Source organism: Saccharopolyspora sp. NPDC050642 (genome assembly GCF_040654735.1).
Lineage (GTDB): Bacteria > Actinomycetota > Actinomycetes > Mycobacteriales > Pseudonocardiaceae > Saccharopolyspora > Saccharopolyspora elongata.
In genome coordinates this window covers 284,057-299,870 of sequence record NZ_JBFAIN010000004.1, presented here as the reverse complement: position 1 = coordinate 299,870, position 15,814 = coordinate 284,057, and the positions used below count along the sequence as shown (strand labels likewise).

Annotated in this window: 16 protein-coding genes; 9 read left to right on the top strand and 7 right to left on the bottom strand. The window is 70.6% G+C overall.

The genetic code is table 11. The features are described 5' to 3' along the window. Positions 1–43 precede the first annotated feature (43 nt). Complete coding sequence (locus AB0H93_RS09950; protein ID WP_358570234.1) at positions 44–658, top strand: transporter substrate-binding domain-containing protein; 615 nt, start codon at positions 44–46, stop codon at positions 656–658. Positions 659–867: 209 nt separating this feature from the next. Next, positions 868–2,352: a DHA2 family efflux MFS transporter permease subunit gene (locus AB0H93_RS09945; protein ID WP_358570231.1), complete on the top strand. Its 1,485-nt coding sequence runs from the start codon at positions 868–870 to the stop codon at positions 2,350–2,352. Between the two features lie 47 nt (positions 2,353–2,399). On the opposite strand, the gene AB0H93_RS09940 is transcribed toward AB0H93_RS09945, so the two are convergent. Further along, positions 2,400–2,996 (bottom strand): TetR family transcriptional regulator, encoded by a 597-nt coding sequence (locus tag AB0H93_RS09940; RefSeq protein ID WP_358570229.1) that lies wholly within the window; start codon positions 2,994–2,996, stop codon positions 2,400–2,402. Between the two features lie 102 nt (positions 2,997–3,098). Between AB0H93_RS09940 and AB0H93_RS09935 the strand changes: the two genes are divergently transcribed. Then, positions 3,099–3,791 carry a nitroreductase gene (locus AB0H93_RS09935; protein WP_358570226.1) on the top strand — a complete coding sequence of 231 codons (693 nt, stop codon included), beginning with the start codon at positions 3,099–3,101 and terminating at the stop codon, positions 3,789–3,791. 12 nt (positions 3,792–3,803) lie between these two features. Here AB0H93_RS09935 and AB0H93_RS09930 read toward each other — a convergent pair whose 3' ends face one another. After that, positions 3,804–4,535 (bottom strand): TetR/AcrR family transcriptional regulator, encoded by a 732-nt coding sequence (locus AB0H93_RS09930; RefSeq protein WP_358570223.1) that lies wholly within the window; start codon positions 4,533–4,535, stop codon positions 3,804–3,806. Positions 4,536–4,572: 37 nt separating this feature from the next. Between AB0H93_RS09930 and AB0H93_RS09925 the strand changes: the two genes are divergently transcribed. Then, positions 4,573–6,039, top strand: a complete 1,467-nt coding sequence (locus AB0H93_RS09925) for an FAD-dependent oxidoreductase (protein ID WP_358570220.1) — start codon at positions 4,573–4,575, stop codon at positions 6,037–6,039. A 59-nt stretch (positions 6,040–6,098) separates the two neighbouring features. Here the strand turns inward: AB0H93_RS09925 and AB0H93_RS09920 are convergent, their stop codons facing one another. The 4 genes from AB0H93_RS09920 to AB0H93_RS09905 form a co-directional block, all read right to left on the bottom strand. Then, positions 6,099–6,962: an amino acid ABC transporter permease gene (locus AB0H93_RS09920; RefSeq protein ID WP_358570217.1), complete on the bottom strand. Its 864-nt coding sequence runs from the start codon at positions 6,960–6,962 to the stop codon at positions 6,099–6,101. Then, positions 6,959–7,606 carry an amino acid ABC transporter permease gene (locus AB0H93_RS09915; protein ID WP_358570571.1) on the bottom strand — a complete coding sequence of 216 codons (648 nt, stop codon included), beginning with the start codon at positions 7,604–7,606 and terminating at the stop codon, positions 6,959–6,961. The genes AB0H93_RS09920 and AB0H93_RS09915 overlap by 4 nt, the downstream gene beginning before the upstream one ends. A 67-nt stretch (positions 7,607–7,673) precedes the next feature. Further along, positions 7,674–8,573, bottom strand: a complete 900-nt coding sequence (locus tag AB0H93_RS09910; protein WP_358570214.1) for a glutamate ABC transporter substrate-binding protein — start codon at positions 8,571–8,573, stop codon at positions 7,674–7,676. Between the two features lie 32 nt (positions 8,574–8,605). Continuing rightward, positions 8,606–9,334 (bottom strand): amino acid ABC transporter ATP-binding protein, encoded by a 729-nt coding sequence (locus tag AB0H93_RS09905; protein ID WP_358570568.1) that lies wholly within the window; start codon positions 9,332–9,334, stop codon positions 8,606–8,608. A gap of 243 nt (positions 9,335–9,577) precedes the next feature. Here AB0H93_RS09905 and miaB point away from each other — a divergent pair, with 243 nt between their 5' ends. The 3 genes from miaB to AB0H93_RS09890 all read left to right on the top strand — a co-directional run bounded on the left by miaB (position 9,578) and on the right by AB0H93_RS09890 (position 12,327). Continuing rightward, positions 9,578–11,053 carry a tRNA (N6-isopentenyl adenosine(37)-C2)-methylthiotransferase MiaB gene (gene miaB / locus AB0H93_RS09900; protein ID WP_358570211.1) on the top strand — a complete coding sequence of 492 codons (1,476 nt, stop codon included), beginning with the start codon at positions 9,578–9,580 and terminating at the stop codon, positions 11,051–11,053. Further along, a complete protein-coding gene (locus AB0H93_RS09895; protein ID WP_358570208.1) occupies positions 11,041–11,517 on the top strand; it encodes a hypothetical protein in 477 nt (158 codons plus the stop codon). The genes miaB and AB0H93_RS09895 overlap by 13 nt, the downstream gene beginning before the upstream one ends. 90 nt (positions 11,518–11,607) lie before the next feature. After that, positions 11,608–12,327: a tyrosine-protein phosphatase gene (locus AB0H93_RS09890; protein ID WP_358570205.1), complete on the top strand. Its 720-nt coding sequence runs from the start codon at positions 11,608–11,610 to the stop codon at positions 12,325–12,327. Between the two features lie 17 nt (positions 12,328–12,344). On the opposite strand, the gene AB0H93_RS09885 is transcribed toward AB0H93_RS09890, so the two are convergent. Continuing rightward, the gene (locus AB0H93_RS09885; protein WP_358570202.1) at positions 12,345–13,670 is read right to left on the bottom strand and encodes a DUF349 domain-containing protein; all 1,326 of its coding nucleotides are present in this window, start codon (positions 13,668–13,670) and stop codon (positions 12,345–12,347) included. Between the two features lie 352 nt (positions 13,671–14,022). On the opposite strand from AB0H93_RS09885, the gene AB0H93_RS09880 reads away from it, so the two are divergent. Together AB0H93_RS09880 and miaA are read left to right on the top strand one after the other, a co-directional pair. After that, entirely contained in the window at positions 14,023–14,727 is a 705-nt protein-coding gene (locus AB0H93_RS09880) for a class III extradiol dioxygenase subunit B-like domain-containing protein (protein WP_358570199.1), read from the top strand. A 132-nt stretch (positions 14,728–14,859) separates the two neighbouring features. Continuing rightward, on the top strand, positions 14,860–15,807 hold the full coding sequence (miaA, locus tag AB0H93_RS09875; RefSeq protein WP_358570196.1) for a tRNA (adenosine(37)-N6)-dimethylallyltransferase MiaA: 948 nt from the start codon (positions 14,860–14,862) through the stop codon (positions 15,805–15,807). The last annotated feature ends 7 nt before the right edge of the window (positions 15,808–15,814 follow it).

Genomic DNA, 15,814 nt, shown 5'->3' with positions numbered 1-15,814 from the left:
GCGGGATCATGGGTGGGGGAGTCGAGGAGTGAGGAGCGGGCCCATGCGGATTCGCGTGCTCGCCGCGGTGGTCGCCGCGGCCGCGGTGCTGTCGGGCTGCGGGCAGGACGCGCCGGTCGAGCCGAACGCGCTGCCCGGGCCGAAGCCGCCCGCCCCGACCGCGTCGCCGACGAGCCAGGCCCCGTCGGCCGGCAACTCGGTCGAACTCGACACCTCCCCGACCCTCGCGCGGATCAAGCAGCGGCGCTTGCTCCTGGTCGGCGTGCGGGAGGACGCACCCCAGTTCGCCACCCGGGACGGGGCGGGCGAATACCGGGGATTCGACGTCGAAATGGCCCGTGACCTGGCGAAACGCATCGGCCTGGACCCGACGCAGGTGCAGTTCCGGCGGCTGCCGTCGACCCTGCTGCTCGATGGCGTGGCCGCGGGCAACGTCGACGTCCTGTTCGGCGGGACCGCCGACAACCCGCAGCTGGCCCAGGTCGGGCCGTACGTGATCACCGGCAGCGAACGCTACCTCGTGGTCAAGTCCGACGACCGTAAGCTGGTCGAGGAGCTGCAGCGGATGCTCGACGAGGCGGTCGCGGACGGCAGTTGGCAACGCGCCTACGACGCGACCCTCGGCGCGGCCGGGATCCAGGCCCGGCCGGGCTCGTGACAGGGATTCCCGAAGTGCGCTGACCACCACGACGCGACCGGGTTCGGGGACGAGGCCCCGGAGCCGCCTGCTCTCCGGAAAACCACGTGCCGATTCGTCGGCGGATGAGCAGACTCGTAGTCCACACCTCGTGCTCGTTGCCGGGCAGGGCCGAAGGCAGCCCTGCCCGCGGTCGAGCGCGACCCGACTCCAGTGAGGTGCCCCCAACCATGATCGACTCCGCGAGCGCTACGACCGCGGATGCCGGCCGCGAAACGACGCCACCGCGCGCCCCAGTGCTGATAGCCGTGCTGGTGGCCTCGGCGTTCGTGATGATCCTCAACGAGACGATCCTGAGCGTCGCGCTGCGCGAGCTCACCATCGATCTCAATGTCACCACCACGACGGTGCAGTGGCTGACCAGCGGCTTCCTGCTGACGATGGCCGTGGTCATCCCGACCACGGGCTTCCTGCTCGAACGCTTCACGCCGCGCCAGGTGTTCCTGGCCGCGCTGACGCTGTTCAGCGTGGGCACGCTGCTCAGCGCGCTCGCCCCGGGCTTCGCGGTCCTGCTGGTCGGGCGCGTCGTGCAGGCGTGCGGCACAGCGGTGATGATCCCGCTGCTGATGACCTCGGTGATGCGCCTCGTGCCGCCGGAGAAGCGCGGCGCGACGATGGGCACGATCAGCATCGTCATCGCCGTCGCGCCCGCGGTGGGGCCGACGATCGGCGGCGCGGTGCTGGCCTCGCTGGGCTGGCGCTGGATGTTCTGGATCGTGCTGCCGCTGGCGGTGCTCGCGCTGGTCATGGGCGCGGTCTGGATGCGGTTGGACACCGAAACGCGGTCGGTGCCGCTGGACCTGCCCTCGGTCGTGCTGTCGGCCATCGGCTTCGGCGGCGTCCTCTACGGGCTGTCCTCCATCGGGGAGTCCAGCGGTGAGCCGCACCTGGTGGCGCCGTGGATCCCGATCGCGGTCGGCGCCGTCTCGCTCGCGGTGTTCGTGGCGCGCCAGATCCGGCTGCAGCGCGACGACCGGGCCCTGCTCGACCTGCGCCCGTTCACCAACCGCGCGTTCTTGGTGGCCCTGGTCCTGAGCATCCTGCTGTTCATCTGCCTGCTGGGCGCCGGGGCGATCCTGCTGCCGATGTACCTGCAGGCGGTCCTGCACGCCAGCACCTTCGTCAGCGGGCTGGCCGTGCTCCCCGGCGGGCTGGTCCTCGGCCTGCTCGGTCGTCCGGTGGGCCGGCTGTTCGACCGCGTGGGCGCCCGGCCGCTGGTGATCCCCGGCGCGCTGGCCATGGCGTTGTCGCTGTGCCTGTTCGCCGTCCTCGGACCGGGTTCGCCGGTGATCGCGGTCGTCGGCATCCACATCGTGCTCATGGCCGGGCTCGGGCTGATGATGACTCCGCTGATGACCGAGTCCCTCAGCGTGCTGCCCGATCACCTCTACTCGCACGGCAGCGCGATCCTGGCCACCCTCCAGCAGGTCGCGGGCGCGTTCGGCATCGCGGTGTTCATCACCATCGCCTCCGTGTCGACCACCGACCCCTCCGGCGCGCCTGACGCGGTCGGCCTGCGCACGGCGTTCATCGCCGCCGCCTGCATCGGCGTGCTCGCGTTCGTCGCGTCGCTGTTCCTCCACCGCGCGCCGAAGCCCGCTCCGGCGGATCACGAGGAGGCGCAGGAAGAAAGCCGGGCGGTGTCCAAGCCGTGACGCTCGTCGTGCCCAGCCGGTGACTGCCGGCCGGACACGGCTCACCGCTACAGGGCCGCCGTCGGGATGGCTGCGTCAAGCAGGGATTCCGCGGCGGCCCTCGCATATCGACCGCAGCCGGCATCGTTGAGCACCATCGAACGGCTGGCGGCGCCGTCGGCGAGGATCGCGAGCTGTTCGACCAGAACCGCGGGTTCGGCGACCCCGAGCGCGCCCACCAGCTCGGCCAGCCGGTCGGCGAGCCGCCGCTTCTGCTCGGCCGCGTACCGGTGGACCGGGCTCTGCGGGTCCGGGAACTCGGCCGCCGCGTCGATGAAGGGGCACCCCCGGATCGGGCCATCGCCCTCGTCCGGCACCGCGAACAGCGCGAGGAGCCGCTCTCGCGGTGCGAGATCTTCGCGCTCCAGCACGGATTCCATCGTGCGCCCGGACTCGACGAGGTGCCGGAGGTAGCCCACGACCAGCTCGTCCTTGCTGGGGAAGTGCGCGTACAAGGTGCGCTTGGAGACCGGGGCGGCGGCCGCCACCTGTTCCATTCCCGTCGCGATGATCCCCTGGCTCTCGAAGAGCGCGGTGGCCGCGGCGATGATGCGCTCGCGCCCGCCCCGGCCTCGGCGGCGCTGGGCCGTCTGTTGCTCACCCATCCGCAAAGTGTACACATCCGTTTACTTAAAGCGGGTTCTGCGTGGTAGCCTCGCGGCGCGTTATGTAAACGCTTCCGTTTATATCGATCGAAGGGGAGAGCCTTGGCGGGCACCACGATGCGGAACTACTCGCCCGATCACGCCGAGGAGCTGATCCGCGGCCGGCGGGCCGTCCGCTCCTTCCGGCCGGATCCGGTCCCGGACGCGACGATGCGCGCCGTCTTCTCGCTGGCGAGCGCAGCTCCGTCGAACTCCAACACCCAGCCCTGGAGCGTCGAAGTCGTCAGCGGGGCGGCGCGCGACCGGCTGAGCGAAGCGCTGCTGGCGGCGCACGCGCAGCAACGCCTCTCCGTGGACTTCCCGTTCCGGGACGATCTCTACGACGAGGTGCACCAGCGGCGGCGCAAGGATTTCGGCGAAGCGATGTACGGGGCGCTCGGCATCGGTCGCGAAGACCGGGAAGCCCGCGACGCCTACAACGCGGAGAGCTTGCGGTTCTACGGCGCGCCGCACGTCGCGTTGGTGTTCGCGCCGTCCAATGCGGACGCTCGGATGGCCGCGGACGTCGGCATGTACGGGCAGACGCTGCTCCTGGCGATGACGGCGTACGGGATCGCCAGCTGTCCGCAGGGTTTGCTGGGCTTCTACGGGGACGCGATTCGCGAGTCGCTGGAAATCCGGGACGGCAAGGTGCTTTTCGGCGTCTCCTTCGGATACGCACGCGAATCCGCTCCGGTGAACCACATCGCGGTCGGCCGCGCGGAACTCGGCGAGACGACGAGGTTCCGCGCGTAGCCGCTGGCCGGATCAGGTGGCGGTGCGCCGGGCTTCGGCGAGGCGCTGCAGGCCGTCCAGCTGCCACTCCAGGTGCTGCTCGGAGGACACCACGTCGGCCAGGCAGTCCGGTTCGCCGAGCCACCGGATGTAGTGCGGGTACTTGCCTTCCGCCCTGATCCGCTCCAGGTAGGGGTGCGCCGCCTCGGCGAGCTGGGCATCGGACACCAACCCGGTCCGTTCCCGCATCGCGCGTTCTTCCAGCAGTGCGAGCCCGGACTTCAGGGCTTGTCCGAGCACCGTGTTGACGAAGCCGATGCGGGTCGCGGCGTCCAGGTCCAGCTCGTCGACGGCGGCGAGGGCTGCGTCGTAGAGGCGCAGCGCGTTCGGTCCCAACGGCGGCCGGCTGAACGACATCCGCGCGAACCAGGGGTGCCGCTGCACCGCCGCCCATGCGGAGCGGCCCATTTCGCGCAGGCAGGCCCGCCAGTCGCCGGGCGGCGGGACGGTGATCTCGCCGTAGACCTCGTCGACCATCAGGTCCGTCAGGCCGTCCTTGCTGCCGACGTAGCGGTACAGCGCCATCGGGCTGCGCGTGCCGAGGCGGCTCGCGATCGCCCGCATCGTGATCTCGCCGGTCGGGCTTTCGTCGGCGAGCGCGATCGCCGCGGAGACGATCCGCTCGCGGCTGAGCTGCGTGGTGGCCGGCGGGGGCGGCGGCTCGTCGAACCAGACCAGGCCGCCCGGAGGTTTCGCAGAAGTCATTTGCCTCGGATACTAACCCGCGTGTACAACGTACATCGTGAATGTACAACGTACACAAGCTCAGGTGTTGATCGTCGGCGGTGGACTCGTCGGGCTGACGACGGCGTTGGTGCTGCGCCACCACGGCGTGGACGTGACGCTCGTCGAGAAGCGCGCGACGACGTCGCCGCAGCCGAAGGCGCGCCGCTTCCACGTGCGCAGCCTGGAGATCTTCCGGGAACTGGGGCTGGCCGAGACCGTCCACGAGGCCGCGCGAGGGCTCGCCGACCACGACTGCATGGCCATCGGGAGGACCCTGGCGGAGGCCGAGCAGTTGCCGCCGTGGCGGCCGTCCGGGGCGGGCGAGTCGATGGACGTCAGCCCGGAGCTGCCCTGCCTGGTGGCGCAGAACGTGCTTGAGCCGGTGCTGCGCCGGGCGGCCCAGGATGCGGGCGCGGACATCCGGTTCTCGACCGCTCTCGGGTCATTCGAGCAGGACGCCGACGGAGTCGTCGCCGAGCTCGCGGGCTCCCGGCTGCACGCGGCGTACCTGGTCGCCGCCGACGGGGCGCGCAGCCCGGTGCGCTCGGCGCTGGGCATCGGCCGCTCCGGGCGCGGCGCCATCGGCGAGGACAACGTGAACGTCTACTTCCGCGCCGATCTCGCGGATGTCGTGCGCGGCCGGGAGTTCAACATCTGCCAGATCCAGCACCCCGACGCGCCCGGCGGGCTGGTCTCGGTGGACGGCCGGCTGGACTGGGTGTTCATGACCCCGGGCGGCGAGGTCGACCGCGACTGGCCGGCGCTGCTGCGCACCGCGCTCGGCGTGCCCGCGCCGGACCTCGAAGTCATGAGCGTGCTGCCCTGGCGGCCCGAGATGCTCGTCGCCGACCGCTACTCGTCGGGGCGGGTGCACCTGGCCGGCGACGCTGCGCACGTCATGCCCCCGTACGCCGCGGTCGGCGCCAACACCGGCATTGCCGACGCGCACAACCTCGGCTGGAAGCTCACAGCGGTGCTCTCCGGCGCTGCGGCGCCGTCGCTGCTGGACAGCTACGACGCGGAGCGCCGTCCGGCGGGCTGGTTCGCCGCGGACCAGTCGAGCAGGCGCTCGACGGACCTGACGGCCGCCCCCGATCCGACGCTGGCGCATCCGTTCGTGCTGGCGGCGGGTGGGTTCCAGTACTCGGCCGGGGCGATCTCCGGCGGTCCGACGGAGGGCGGCGAGGCGGAACCGGTCACCGAGTTCGCGCCGGCCGGGCGGGTCGGCACCCGGATCCCGCACCGCTGGCTGGACACCGCCCGAACCAAGTCCACAGTGGACATCGCTGGTCCCGGGTGGGCGCTGGCCGTGGCCGACGATCCGCAGCGCTGGCAGCCCGCAGGGATCCCGGTCCACCGCCTCGACGCCGACTTCCTGCGAGCGGGCGAGGGCGTCCTGATCCGCCCCGACGACGTGGTCGCCTGGCGCGGTACCGATCCCGCCGCGCCCGCGAACGTCCTGGAGAAGCTGCTCCGCGCCTGACGAAGCGAAGGGCGCCTCCGACCGGCCCGGTCGAAGGCGCCCTCCACTCGGCGCGGTGCTCAGTCGCCTGCCGTGGCCTCCGCCAGCGGCTTGGCGGCCGGAGCGAGCTGCCTGGTCTTCTTGGTCCGGCGGTTGCGCCGGTCCAGGTACGTGGCGAACCACGTGAGCAGCAGGCACATCGTGATGTAGATCGCCGCCACCACCAGGCTGACCGGGATGATCGGGCGGTCCAGCGTGGGGATGCCGCCGAGGTAGCGCGCGTAGTACAGCAACTCCTGGTAGGTGATCAGGAAACCGAGCGCGCTGTCCTTGAGCAGCACCACGAGCTGGCTGATGATCGCGGGCAGCATCATCCGGATCGCCTGCGGCAGCACCACGGTCCGCATGACCTGGTTCTTGCGCATCCCGATCGAGTACGCGGCCTCGCTCTGCCCCTTGGGCAGCGCGGCGACGCCGGCCCGGAACACCTCGGCCAGCACCGAGCCGTTGTAGAGCGTCAGACCGAGCACGACCGACCAGTACTGGCCGAAGTTCACGCCCAGCCCCGGCGCCGCGTAGTACAGGAAGAAGATCAGGATGACCAGCGGGATCGCGCGGAAGACCTCCACGATCGCCGTGCACGGCACCCGGATCCAGGCGTGGTCGGAGAGCCGGCCGAGCGCGAACACCGCGCCGAACGCCAGCGCGAGCACGGCGCCCATGAGGAACGCGCGGACGGTGTTCCACAGCGCCCCGAGCAGTTCCAGCTGGATCTGCTCGTAGAGCAGCCATTCCCACTTGCTCGCGTCGAACTGCCCCGTCTCGAAGAAGCGGAGCAACACGTAGCCGAGCAGGCCCAGCACCACGACGGTGCTGACGACGCTGATGAGCCGGTTGCGCACGCGGGCGCGCGGTCCGGGGGTATCGAACAGGACGCTGCTCATCGGGCCACGCTCCACCGCTTCTCGAAGCTCCGCTGGACCAGGGTCAGCGGGATGACCAGGATCATGAAGCCGACGGCGATCCAGATGAACGCGTTCAGCGTCGGCTCACCCTGCTCGTTGAGGTAGGGGATGACCGAGCCGACCTCGGCCACGCTGAACCCGGCCGCGATGGTCGTGTTCTTCAGCAGCGCGATCAGCACGCTGACCAGCGGCGGGACCACGGCGCGGAAGGCTTGGGGAAGGATCACGTTGGTCAGCGACTGGGCGAACCCTAGCCCGATGGAGCGCGCCGCCTCGGCCTGTCCGACCGGCACCGTGTTGATCCCCGCCCGCAACACCTCGCAGACGAACGCGGAGGTGTAGATGGTCAACGCGATCACCGCGGCGGTGAAGAACGGGAACTGGATCAGCTCCAGCTTGGGGTAGGCGAAGACGAAGAAGAAGAAGATCAGCGTCAGCGGCGTGTTGCGGAGCAGGGTCACGTAGCCGGCGCCGGCCGCCCGCAGCGCGGGGACGGGGCTGACCCGCAGCGTCGCCAGGATCGTGCCCAGCACCAGCGAACCGGCGGCCGCCAGCAGGAAGAGCTCGATCGTCCGCAGGAAACCCCTGGCGAGGACGTCGCCGTACTCCACCAAGATGTCGATCAATGAGTACTCCTGAAGTAATCGGATGCCCAGGGCGCGGTCCGGCCCTGGGCATCCGATGACGGGATCAGTAGCGGTCCACCTTGGGCGGCTCGGCGGGCGAGCCGGACTTGCCGAGGGTGGCGTCGTAGACGCGCTTCCACTCGCCGTTGGTCGCGGCCTGCTCCAGGATGTCGTTGATCTTGTTGCGCAGGGCGCTGTCGTCGTGCGCGAGGCCGACGCCGTAGGGCTCCTCGGAGAACGGCTTGCCGACGACCTTCAGCTTGTCCGGGTCCTGCGCGGCGTAGCCCTTGAGGATGGCGTCGTCCGTGGTGACCGCCTCGACCTGGCGGTCGAGCAGCTGCTGCACGCACTCCGAGTAGCGCTGGAACTCGACGATGTTCTGCGGCTCGGTGAGCTGGTCCTGCTTGACCCGCTGGATCGGCGTCGAGCCGGTCGCGGAGCAGACCTTCTTGCCCTTGATCGACTCCTTGCCGGTGATGTCGGTGTTGTCCGCGCGGACCAGCAGGTCCTGCCCGGCCATGAAGTACGGCCCGGCGAAGCTGATCTGCTCCTTGCGCTTGTCGTTGATCGTGTAGGTGCCGACGTAGTAGTCGACCTCACCGGTGGAGATCGCCTGCTCGCGCGCGGTGGACGGGATCGGCTTGTAGTCGATCTGCGTGTTCGGGTCGAACCCGAGCTGCGCGGCGATCAGCCGGGCGACCTCGATGTCGAAACCGGAGTACTGGTTGGTGACCGGGTCGCGGAAGCCCAGGCCTGGCTGGTCCTCCTTGACGCCGATCGTGACGCGGCCCTTCTGCTTCATCCGATCGAACGTCGGAGAGCCCTGGACCTGCACGTTCTGGGCGACGTCCTGCTGGACCTGCGGTTCGCCCCCGCCGGGACCGCCTTCACGCCCGCAACCGGTCAGCGCCAGCGCCAGCGACGCCGCCAGCACCGTCACCAGCCGCATTTTCTTGGCTCGCATTTCGTCTCGCTGCCTCTCTGTGCAGTGGTCGGTCAGTGGGTGAGGATCTTGCCGAGGAAGTCCTTGGCGCGGTCGCTCTTCGGCGCGCCGAAGAACGACTCCGGCTTGGCGTCCTCGACGACCTCGCCGTCGGCCATGAAGAGCACGCGGTGCGCGGCGCGGCGCGCGAAACCCATCTCGTGGGTGACGACCACCATCGTCATGCCCTCGGCGGCGAGGCCGGTCATGACCTCCAGGACCTCGTTGACCATCTCCGGGTCCAGCGCCGAGGTCGGCTCGTCGAACAGCATCACCTTCGGCTTCATCGCCAGCGCGCGGGCGATCGCCGCGCGCTGCTGCTGCCCACCGGAGAGCTGCGCCGGGTACTTGTCGGCCTGGTTGGCGATGCCGACGCGCTCCAGCAGCTCCATGGCGGTTTCCCGGGCGGCGTCCTTGGCCTGCTTGCGCACCTTGATCGGACCCAGCGTGACGTTCTCCAGGATCGTCTTGTGGGCGAAGAGGTTGAACTGCTGGAACACCATGCCGACGTCGGCGCGCAGTTCGGCCAGGGCGCGGCCCTCGGCGGGCAGCGGAACCCCGTCGATCTCGATGCGGCCGGAATTGATCGGTTCCAGTCGGTTGATCGCGCGGCACAGCGTCGACTTGCCCGAGCCCGACGGCCCGAGCACCACGACGACCTGCCCTCGAGGCACCTCGAGATCGATCGCCCGCAGCACGTGCAAGGAACCGAAGTACTTGTCGACCGCGGACATCCGGATCATCGGGGAGTCCGTGGAAGCTGCGGCCATTCGTTCTCCTGAACGCATCGGAATTGGATTCGTTGGCCGAAACTTAAGCCTCTGCTGGGGGATAGTCCAGACAGAACGGGCCAGGTGAGATTGCAACTCGGTTACGCTCCGAAGTCGCCAGTCGTGCCTGGTACCTCACTTGCAGTAACCGCGTCGCGCGCGCCGAGGCCGCCGGGCGGGTGAATCTGCGATCTGACCAGGCGCTACCGTGGAACGGTGAGCACGAGGACCTACGAGATCCGAACCTTCGGCTGCCAGATGAACGTGCACGACTCCGAGCGGCTCGCCGGCATGCTGGAGGACGCCGGGTACGTGCGCGCGGATTCAGATGCGGCTGACGTGGTCGTGTTCAACACCTGCGCGGTCCGCGAGAACGCCGACAACCGCCTCTACGGCACGCTCGGTCACATGCGGCCAGCCAAGGACCGCAACCCGGACATGCAGATCGCCGTCGGCGGCTGCCTGGCGCAGAAGGACCGCGACACGATCGTCAAGCGGGCCCCGTGGGTGGACGTCGTGTTCGGCACGCACAACCTCGGCTCGCTGCCGACCCTGCTGGAGCGCGCCCGGCACAACCACGAGGCCGAGGTCGAGATCCTCGAGTCGCTGGACGTCTTCCCGTCCACGCTGCCCGCGCGCCGCGAGTCGGCCTACTCGGGCTGGGTGTCGGTCTCGGTCGGCTGCAACAACACCTGCACGTTCTGCATCGTGCCCGCGCTGCGCGGCAAGGAGAAGGACCGCCGCCCCGGCGAGATCCTGGCCGAGGTGCAGGCCCTGGTGTCCGAAGGCGTGCTCGAAGTGACGCTGCTGGGCCAGAACGTCAACGCCTACGGCGTCGAGTTCGGGGACCGCTTCGCATTCGGCAAGCTGCTGCGCTCCTGCGGGGAGATCGAGGGGCTGGAGCGGGTCCGCTTCACCTCGCCGCACCCGCGCGACTTCACCGACGACGTGATCGAGGCGATGGCTGAGACGCCGAACGTGTGCCCCCAGCTGCACATGCCGCTGCAGTCCGGCTCGGACCGGGTCCTCAAGGCGATGCGCCGCTCCTACCGCTCCGAGCGGTACCTGAACATCGTGCGGAACGTGCGCGAGGCGATGCCGGACGCGGCGATCACCACCGACATCATCGTGGGCTTCCCCGGCGAGACCGAGGAGGACTTCGAGCAGACGCTGGAGGTCGTGCGGCAGGCGCGGTTCTCCAGCGCGTTCACCTTCCAGTACTCCAAGCGGCCGGGCACGCCCGCCGCGGACATGCCCGACCAGCTGCCGAAGGAGGTCGTGCAGCAGCGCTACGACCGGCTGATCGAGCTGCAGAACGAGATCTCCTGGGACGAGAACAAGAAGCTGGTCGGCCGCCCGGTGGAACTGCTGGTCGCCGAGGGCGAGGGCCGCAAGGACGCGGAGACCCACCGGCTCTCCGGCCGGGCCCGCGACGGGCGCCTGGTGCACTTCACGCCGACCGGCGCCATCGACGGCGAGGTCCGGCCCGGCGACGTCGTGCACACCACGATCACCCGCGCCGCACCGCACCACCTGGTCGCGGACGCGGACATCACCGGACACCGGCGAACCACCGCCGGCGACCACTGGGAGGCGGGCGTGCGGCCCAAGACCTCCGGAGTCAGCCTCGGGCTGCCGTCGTTCGGAACCCCGCCGCCGCAGCCCGCCGAACAGCAGGGATGTGCGTGTTGAGCAAGCCGGAAGGTGCGGACGAGTCGCGCCGCGAGCTGACCAAGTCGGAGCGCGAGGTCCTGCGCCGCATCGACCCCGGCTCGCGCGCGCTGGTGATCGCGTCGGTGATGCTCGTGCTCGTCCTGTGCTCGCTGCTGCCGTGGGCCGGCGGTGCCGCGGGCTGGCAGGTGCTGATGGGGCAGGCCGACCCGGCGCTCAAGGTCGGCCTGCTGCCGAGGCTGTTCGCGGTCAACTCGACGATCGTCGGGATCGGGCTGGGCGCCCTGGCGCTGATCACCCGGCGGTGGATCGTCGCGTTCCTGGCCGGGCTCGCCGGCGTGGTGGTGACCTTCGAGGGCGTGATCGCGATCTGGTCGCGTCAGACCAGCGGCGTGGAGAGCCCGTCGATCGGCCTGCTGCTCGCGGTGGCCTGCATGGCGATCCTGGCGGTCCAGTGGATGCGGATCGTCTGGTCCCGCGACTGACCTCCCGATTTCAGGCGGAATCGGGATTCCACCGAGGTTCCCGGCCAGGTACCTCGGTGATCGTCGGATCGGGCTCGTAGCCTCGGCGGCATGTCACGAGACCTCGCCTGGGACGGCGGCTACAACATCCGCGATCTCGGCGGGCTACCCGCCGCGGCGGGTAGCAAGATCCGCCGGGGCGCGGTCGTGCGCTCCGCCAGCCCGGCGTACCTGACCGAAGCGGGCTGGGCGCAGCTGTGGGAGCACGGCGTCCGCACCGTCGTAGACCTGACCGACGACGGCGAGTCGTTGCCCGAGACCGCGGCGAGGCCACCGGGGCTGAACAGCCTGAAGATGCCGCTGAACCCGGTGCACGACACCGAGTTCTGGGGGATCTGGGGCAACCGGCTGCACGGCACGCCGCTGTACTACCGGCCGTTCCTCGACCGCTTCCCGGACCGCACGGCCAAGGTCGTCAGCGCGATCGCGCACGCCGAACCCGGCGGGGTGCTCGTGCACTGCACCGCGGGCCGCGACCGCACCGGGATCATCGCGCTGGTGCTGCTCGCGTTCGCGGGGGTGGCGGCCGACGACATCGTCGCCGACCACCAGCTCAGCCACGACCGGCTGCGACCGATGTTCCACCGGCTCGGCAAGCCCGACCAGGAACCGTTCATCGACGAAGCGCTCGCCGAACACGGCACCACCAAGCACGAGGCCCTGCACTCGGCGCTCGACGCCTTCGACGCCGAGCAGCACCTGCGCGCCGGCGGCTGCGCCGACGCCGACCTCGACGCCCTCCGGGCGAGGCTGCTCGCGCCGCCCGCCTGACGGCGCGAGCGAAATGCCTACCGGCTGGCGATCGCCTGCTCCGCAGCCTCCAGCCACTCGCGCCACTGCGCGGCCTGCGCCTCCGCCTGCTTCGCACGGCGTTCGTCGCCTGCTGTGCGGGCCTTCTCGGCCTGCGCCTCGAACTGCTCCACCCGGTCGCGGAACTGGTCGACGCGGGCCTGCGCCTCCGGGTCGGTGCGCCGCCACTGCGCGTCGGCTGCCGACCGCACCCGGTCGGCGACCGTGCGCAGCTTGCCTTCCAGCTCCCGCATCCGCTCCCGCGGCACCTTGCCGATCTCGTCCCAACGCTCCTGGATCCGCTGCAGGTGGGCCTGCGCGGACTTGAGGTCGGCGGACGGATCGATCTGGTCGGCCTCGACGAGCAGCTCTTCTTTCAGCTTGGCGTTCGCGGCGAATTCGGCGTCGCGTTCGGAGAACGCCTCCGAGCGGCGGCTGAAGAACCGGTCCTGCGCGGCGCGGAAGCGCTGCCACAGCGCCTCGTCGCTGTCCTTCGGGGCGCGCCCGGCGGCCTTCCAGTCGGCCATCAGCTGCTTGTAGCGGTTGGCGGTCTCGCCCCAGTCGGTGGACTCGGTCAGCGATTCGGCTTCGTCGACCAGCTCCTGCTTGTGCGCCTTGGACGCCGCGCGCTGCCGGTCGAGCTCGGCGAAGTGCGAGCCCCGGCGGCGGCTGAAGGCGTCCCGCGCCTTCGAGAACCGGCGCCACAGCTGCTCGTCGGTCTTGCGGTCGACGCCGCGGATCTTCTTCCACTCGTCGAGGATCTGGCGCAGCCGGTCACCGGCGCTCTTCCAGTGCGTGGATTCGGTGGCGATCTCCTCGGCCTCGACGACCAGCGCCTCCTTGCGCGCGATCGCGTCCGCCCGGGCGCGTTCCTTCTCGTGCTTCGCGCCCTCGACGGCCTGCTCGGCACGCGCCAGCAGGTGCTCGATCCGGGTGGCCAACGCCGCCAGGTCGCCGATCACCGCGGCTTCGGCCAGCGACTCGTGCAGGTGCTTCGCGCTGGTCAGGGTGTGCTTCGGCTCGCCGGCGTGGGTGCCCAGCCGGGTCTCCAGCAGTTCGACCTCGGTGAGCAGGTCGTCGAACTTGCGCGCGTAGAGGGCCAGGCCCTCGGCCGCATCACCGGCTTGCCAGGAACCGATCGCGCGCTCACCGTCGGGGGTGCGGACGTACACCGTGCCATCGGCGTCCACCCGTCCCCACTTGGTGGGATCTGCGGAAGCGGTCGGTACCGCCGGCGCAGCCGTGGGTGACCCGGTGGTGCTGGTGGTCGAGTCCGCGGCCGCCTTGTTGGCGACTGCCTCGGGGGTCGTGTCCTGGTGCGTCATGGCCGGCTTCCTCCTTGCGTGCCCGCTCCGATGCCCGTGTCCGGCACGGGCGCCCCGCATCGGCGGGGCCCAGCAAGCGTCGACCCGAACCGTTCGGTGGTCCGGCCTCCGCTGGCGCATTCAAACAGGTCAGGGCGCGAATCGGTACTCCGTCGCGGAATCGGTTCGCCGATGGATCGGCGCGCCGCGCGACGTGGTGACCGGGCCGGGCGCGTGACCTGCACGGGTTCATTGTCATCAGGCACCTGTTCGGTCGCAGCGGGCAGGGGGCGGGAAACCCGCGCCGTGTCCTGCCGCCGGTTGCGACTCCCTGCTCCAGTCAACTCGCCCGTGACCTCTACCGTGCACGGGTGTGATCACCCGTGTCGCTGTGGTGCCCTACCCGCCGTTGCTGGTTCCCGAACTGACCGTGCGGGCCGACCCGGAAACCGCTCGCCTGCGGGGCGCCTGTCTGCGCGCCGTGTCCAGTCTGACTGAATCTGCCGCCGAATGGGTGGCCCTTGGCGTAGATCAGTCGGGACCGGTGGTGCTCGGGCCGGACGCGGCGGGCACGTTCGCGGGCTTCGGCGTCGACGTCCAGGTGACGCTCGGCGGCGCCGGTACCCCGGATCCGCGGCTGCCGCTGCCTGCGCTGATCGCCGGCCTGTTGCGCGAGCAAGCCGGAGCGCGCTCGGTGACGACGCACCTGCTGGCGCCGGACACACCCCCCGACGAATGCCAACGGCTCGGCACCGAGCTGGCGGCGGAGGACGTCGGCCTCCTGGTGCTAGCCGACGGCACCAACCGCTCCGACGAGCGTTCGCCGTACCCGCCGGACGAGCGCGCCAAGCCGGTCGACGAGCAGATCCGCGCCGCGCTGGCGGATGTGGACACGGACGCGCTGCTCGCGCTGGAGCCGGAGCTGTGCGCGGAGCTGGGCGTCGCGGGCCGTGCCGCGCTCCAGGTCCTGCCCGGCATCGTCGCGGCCACCGGCGGAACCTGGCGCGGCGAACTGCTGTACTCGGCCACCCCGTTCGGCGTCACCTACCACGTGGCGACCTGGACCCGCACGGCCTGAACGGGTGTTGCCGCTGGTCACCAGCTGTGAGCGCTTTGGGGTGCCATAGCGCCCCGAAACACTCACGGCCCCGGTCCGTGGCCGGGCGGACCGCTGTGCGGAAGGCCGGGCAGGCGCTTCTAAGGTCGAGGGGTGCAGTCCCTTTCGCATCTGGTGGCGATCGTCGGTCCCACCGCCACCGGCAAGTCGGACCTCGGCATCGAGCTCGCCGTGGCGTTCGACGGCGAGGTGATCAACGCCGACGCCATGCAGCTCTACCGCGGGATGGACATCGGCACGGCCAAGCTGCCGCAGGCGGAGCGCCGCGGCATCCCGCACCACCTGCTGGACGTCCTCGACGTCACCGAGACCGCCTCCGTCGCGGCCTACCAGGAGCAGGCGCGCAGCGCCGTCGAAGACGTCCTCGCCCGCGGCCGGACGCCGGTGCTGGTGGGCGGCTCCGGCCTCTACGTGCAGGCTGTCGTCGACGACCTGTCGTTCCCCGGCACGGACGCCGAGGTGCGGGACAAGTACGAGCAGGAGCTGGCGCGGGTCGGCCCGGACGAGCTGCACCGGCGGCTGCGGGAGCTCGACCCGGTGGCCGCGGAAGCCATCCTGACCAGCAACGGTCGCCGCATCGTCCGGGCGCTGGAGGTCATCGAGATCACCGGCCGGCCGTTCTCGGCGAACCTGCCCAAGCCCGGACCGCCCCGCTACGGCGCGGTGCTGATCGGCCTGGACCGCCCGGTCGAGGACCTGGACGACCGCGTCGACCGGCGGGTCACCAGCATGTTCGACGCCGGGCTGGTCGACGAGGTCCGGCAGCTGGAAATGCTCGGACTCCGGCGAGGCCGCACCGCCAGCCGCGCGCTCGGCTACCAGCAGGTGATCGCCGAGCTCGACGGGGAGGGCGACATGGCCGCCGCTGCGGCCGAGACCGCGAAGCTCACCCGCCGCTTCGTCCGGCGGCAGCGCTCCTGGTTCCGCCGGGACGGGCGGATCCACTGGTTCGACGCCGCCGTCCCGACCCTGGCCACCGACGTCCGAGCGCTGCTGACCTCGGGCACGGCTGAGCGTCAAGAGCCGTCCGGGCGAAAGTAGACTGGCC

Excerpts from the sequence above, each read along its gene's own strand:
- AB0H93_RS09910 (WP_358570214.1), bottom strand. The coding sequence starts at position 8,573 with ATGCGAGCCAAGAAAATGCGGCTGGTGACGGTGCTGGCGGCGTCGCTG.
- AB0H93_RS09945 (WP_358570231.1), top strand. The coding sequence starts at position 868 with ATGATCGACTCCGCGAGCGCTACGACCGCGGATGCCGGCCGCGAAACG.
- AB0H93_RS09940 (WP_358570229.1), bottom strand. The coding sequence starts at position 2,996 with ATGGGTGAGCAACAGACGGCCCAGCGCCGCCGAGGCCGGGGCGGGCGC.
- AB0H93_RS09885 (WP_358570202.1), bottom strand. The coding sequence starts at position 13,670 with ATGACGCACCAGGACACGACCCCCGAGGCAGTCGCCAACAAGGCGGCC.
- AB0H93_RS09905 (WP_358570568.1), bottom strand. The coding sequence starts at position 9,334 with ATGATCCGGATGTCCGCGGTCGACAAGTACTTCGGTTCCTTGCACGTG.
- AB0H93_RS09950 (WP_358570234.1), top strand. The coding sequence starts at position 44 with ATGCGGATTCGCGTGCTCGCCGCGGTGGTCGCCGCGGCCGCGGTGCTG.
- AB0H93_RS09920 (WP_358570217.1), bottom strand. The coding sequence starts at position 6,962 with ATGAGCAGCGTCCTGTTCGATACCCCCGGACCGCGCGCCCGCGTGCGC.
- AB0H93_RS09930 (WP_358570223.1), bottom strand. The coding sequence starts at position 4,535 with ATGACTTCTGCGAAACCTCCGGGCGGCCTGGTCTGGTTCGACGAGCCG.
- AB0H93_RS09895 (WP_358570208.1), top strand. The coding sequence starts at position 11,041 with ATGTGCGTGTTGAGCAAGCCGGAAGGTGCGGACGAGTCGCGCCGCGAG.
- AB0H93_RS09890 (WP_358570205.1), top strand. The coding sequence starts at position 11,608 with ATGTCACGAGACCTCGCCTGGGACGGCGGCTACAACATCCGCGATCTC.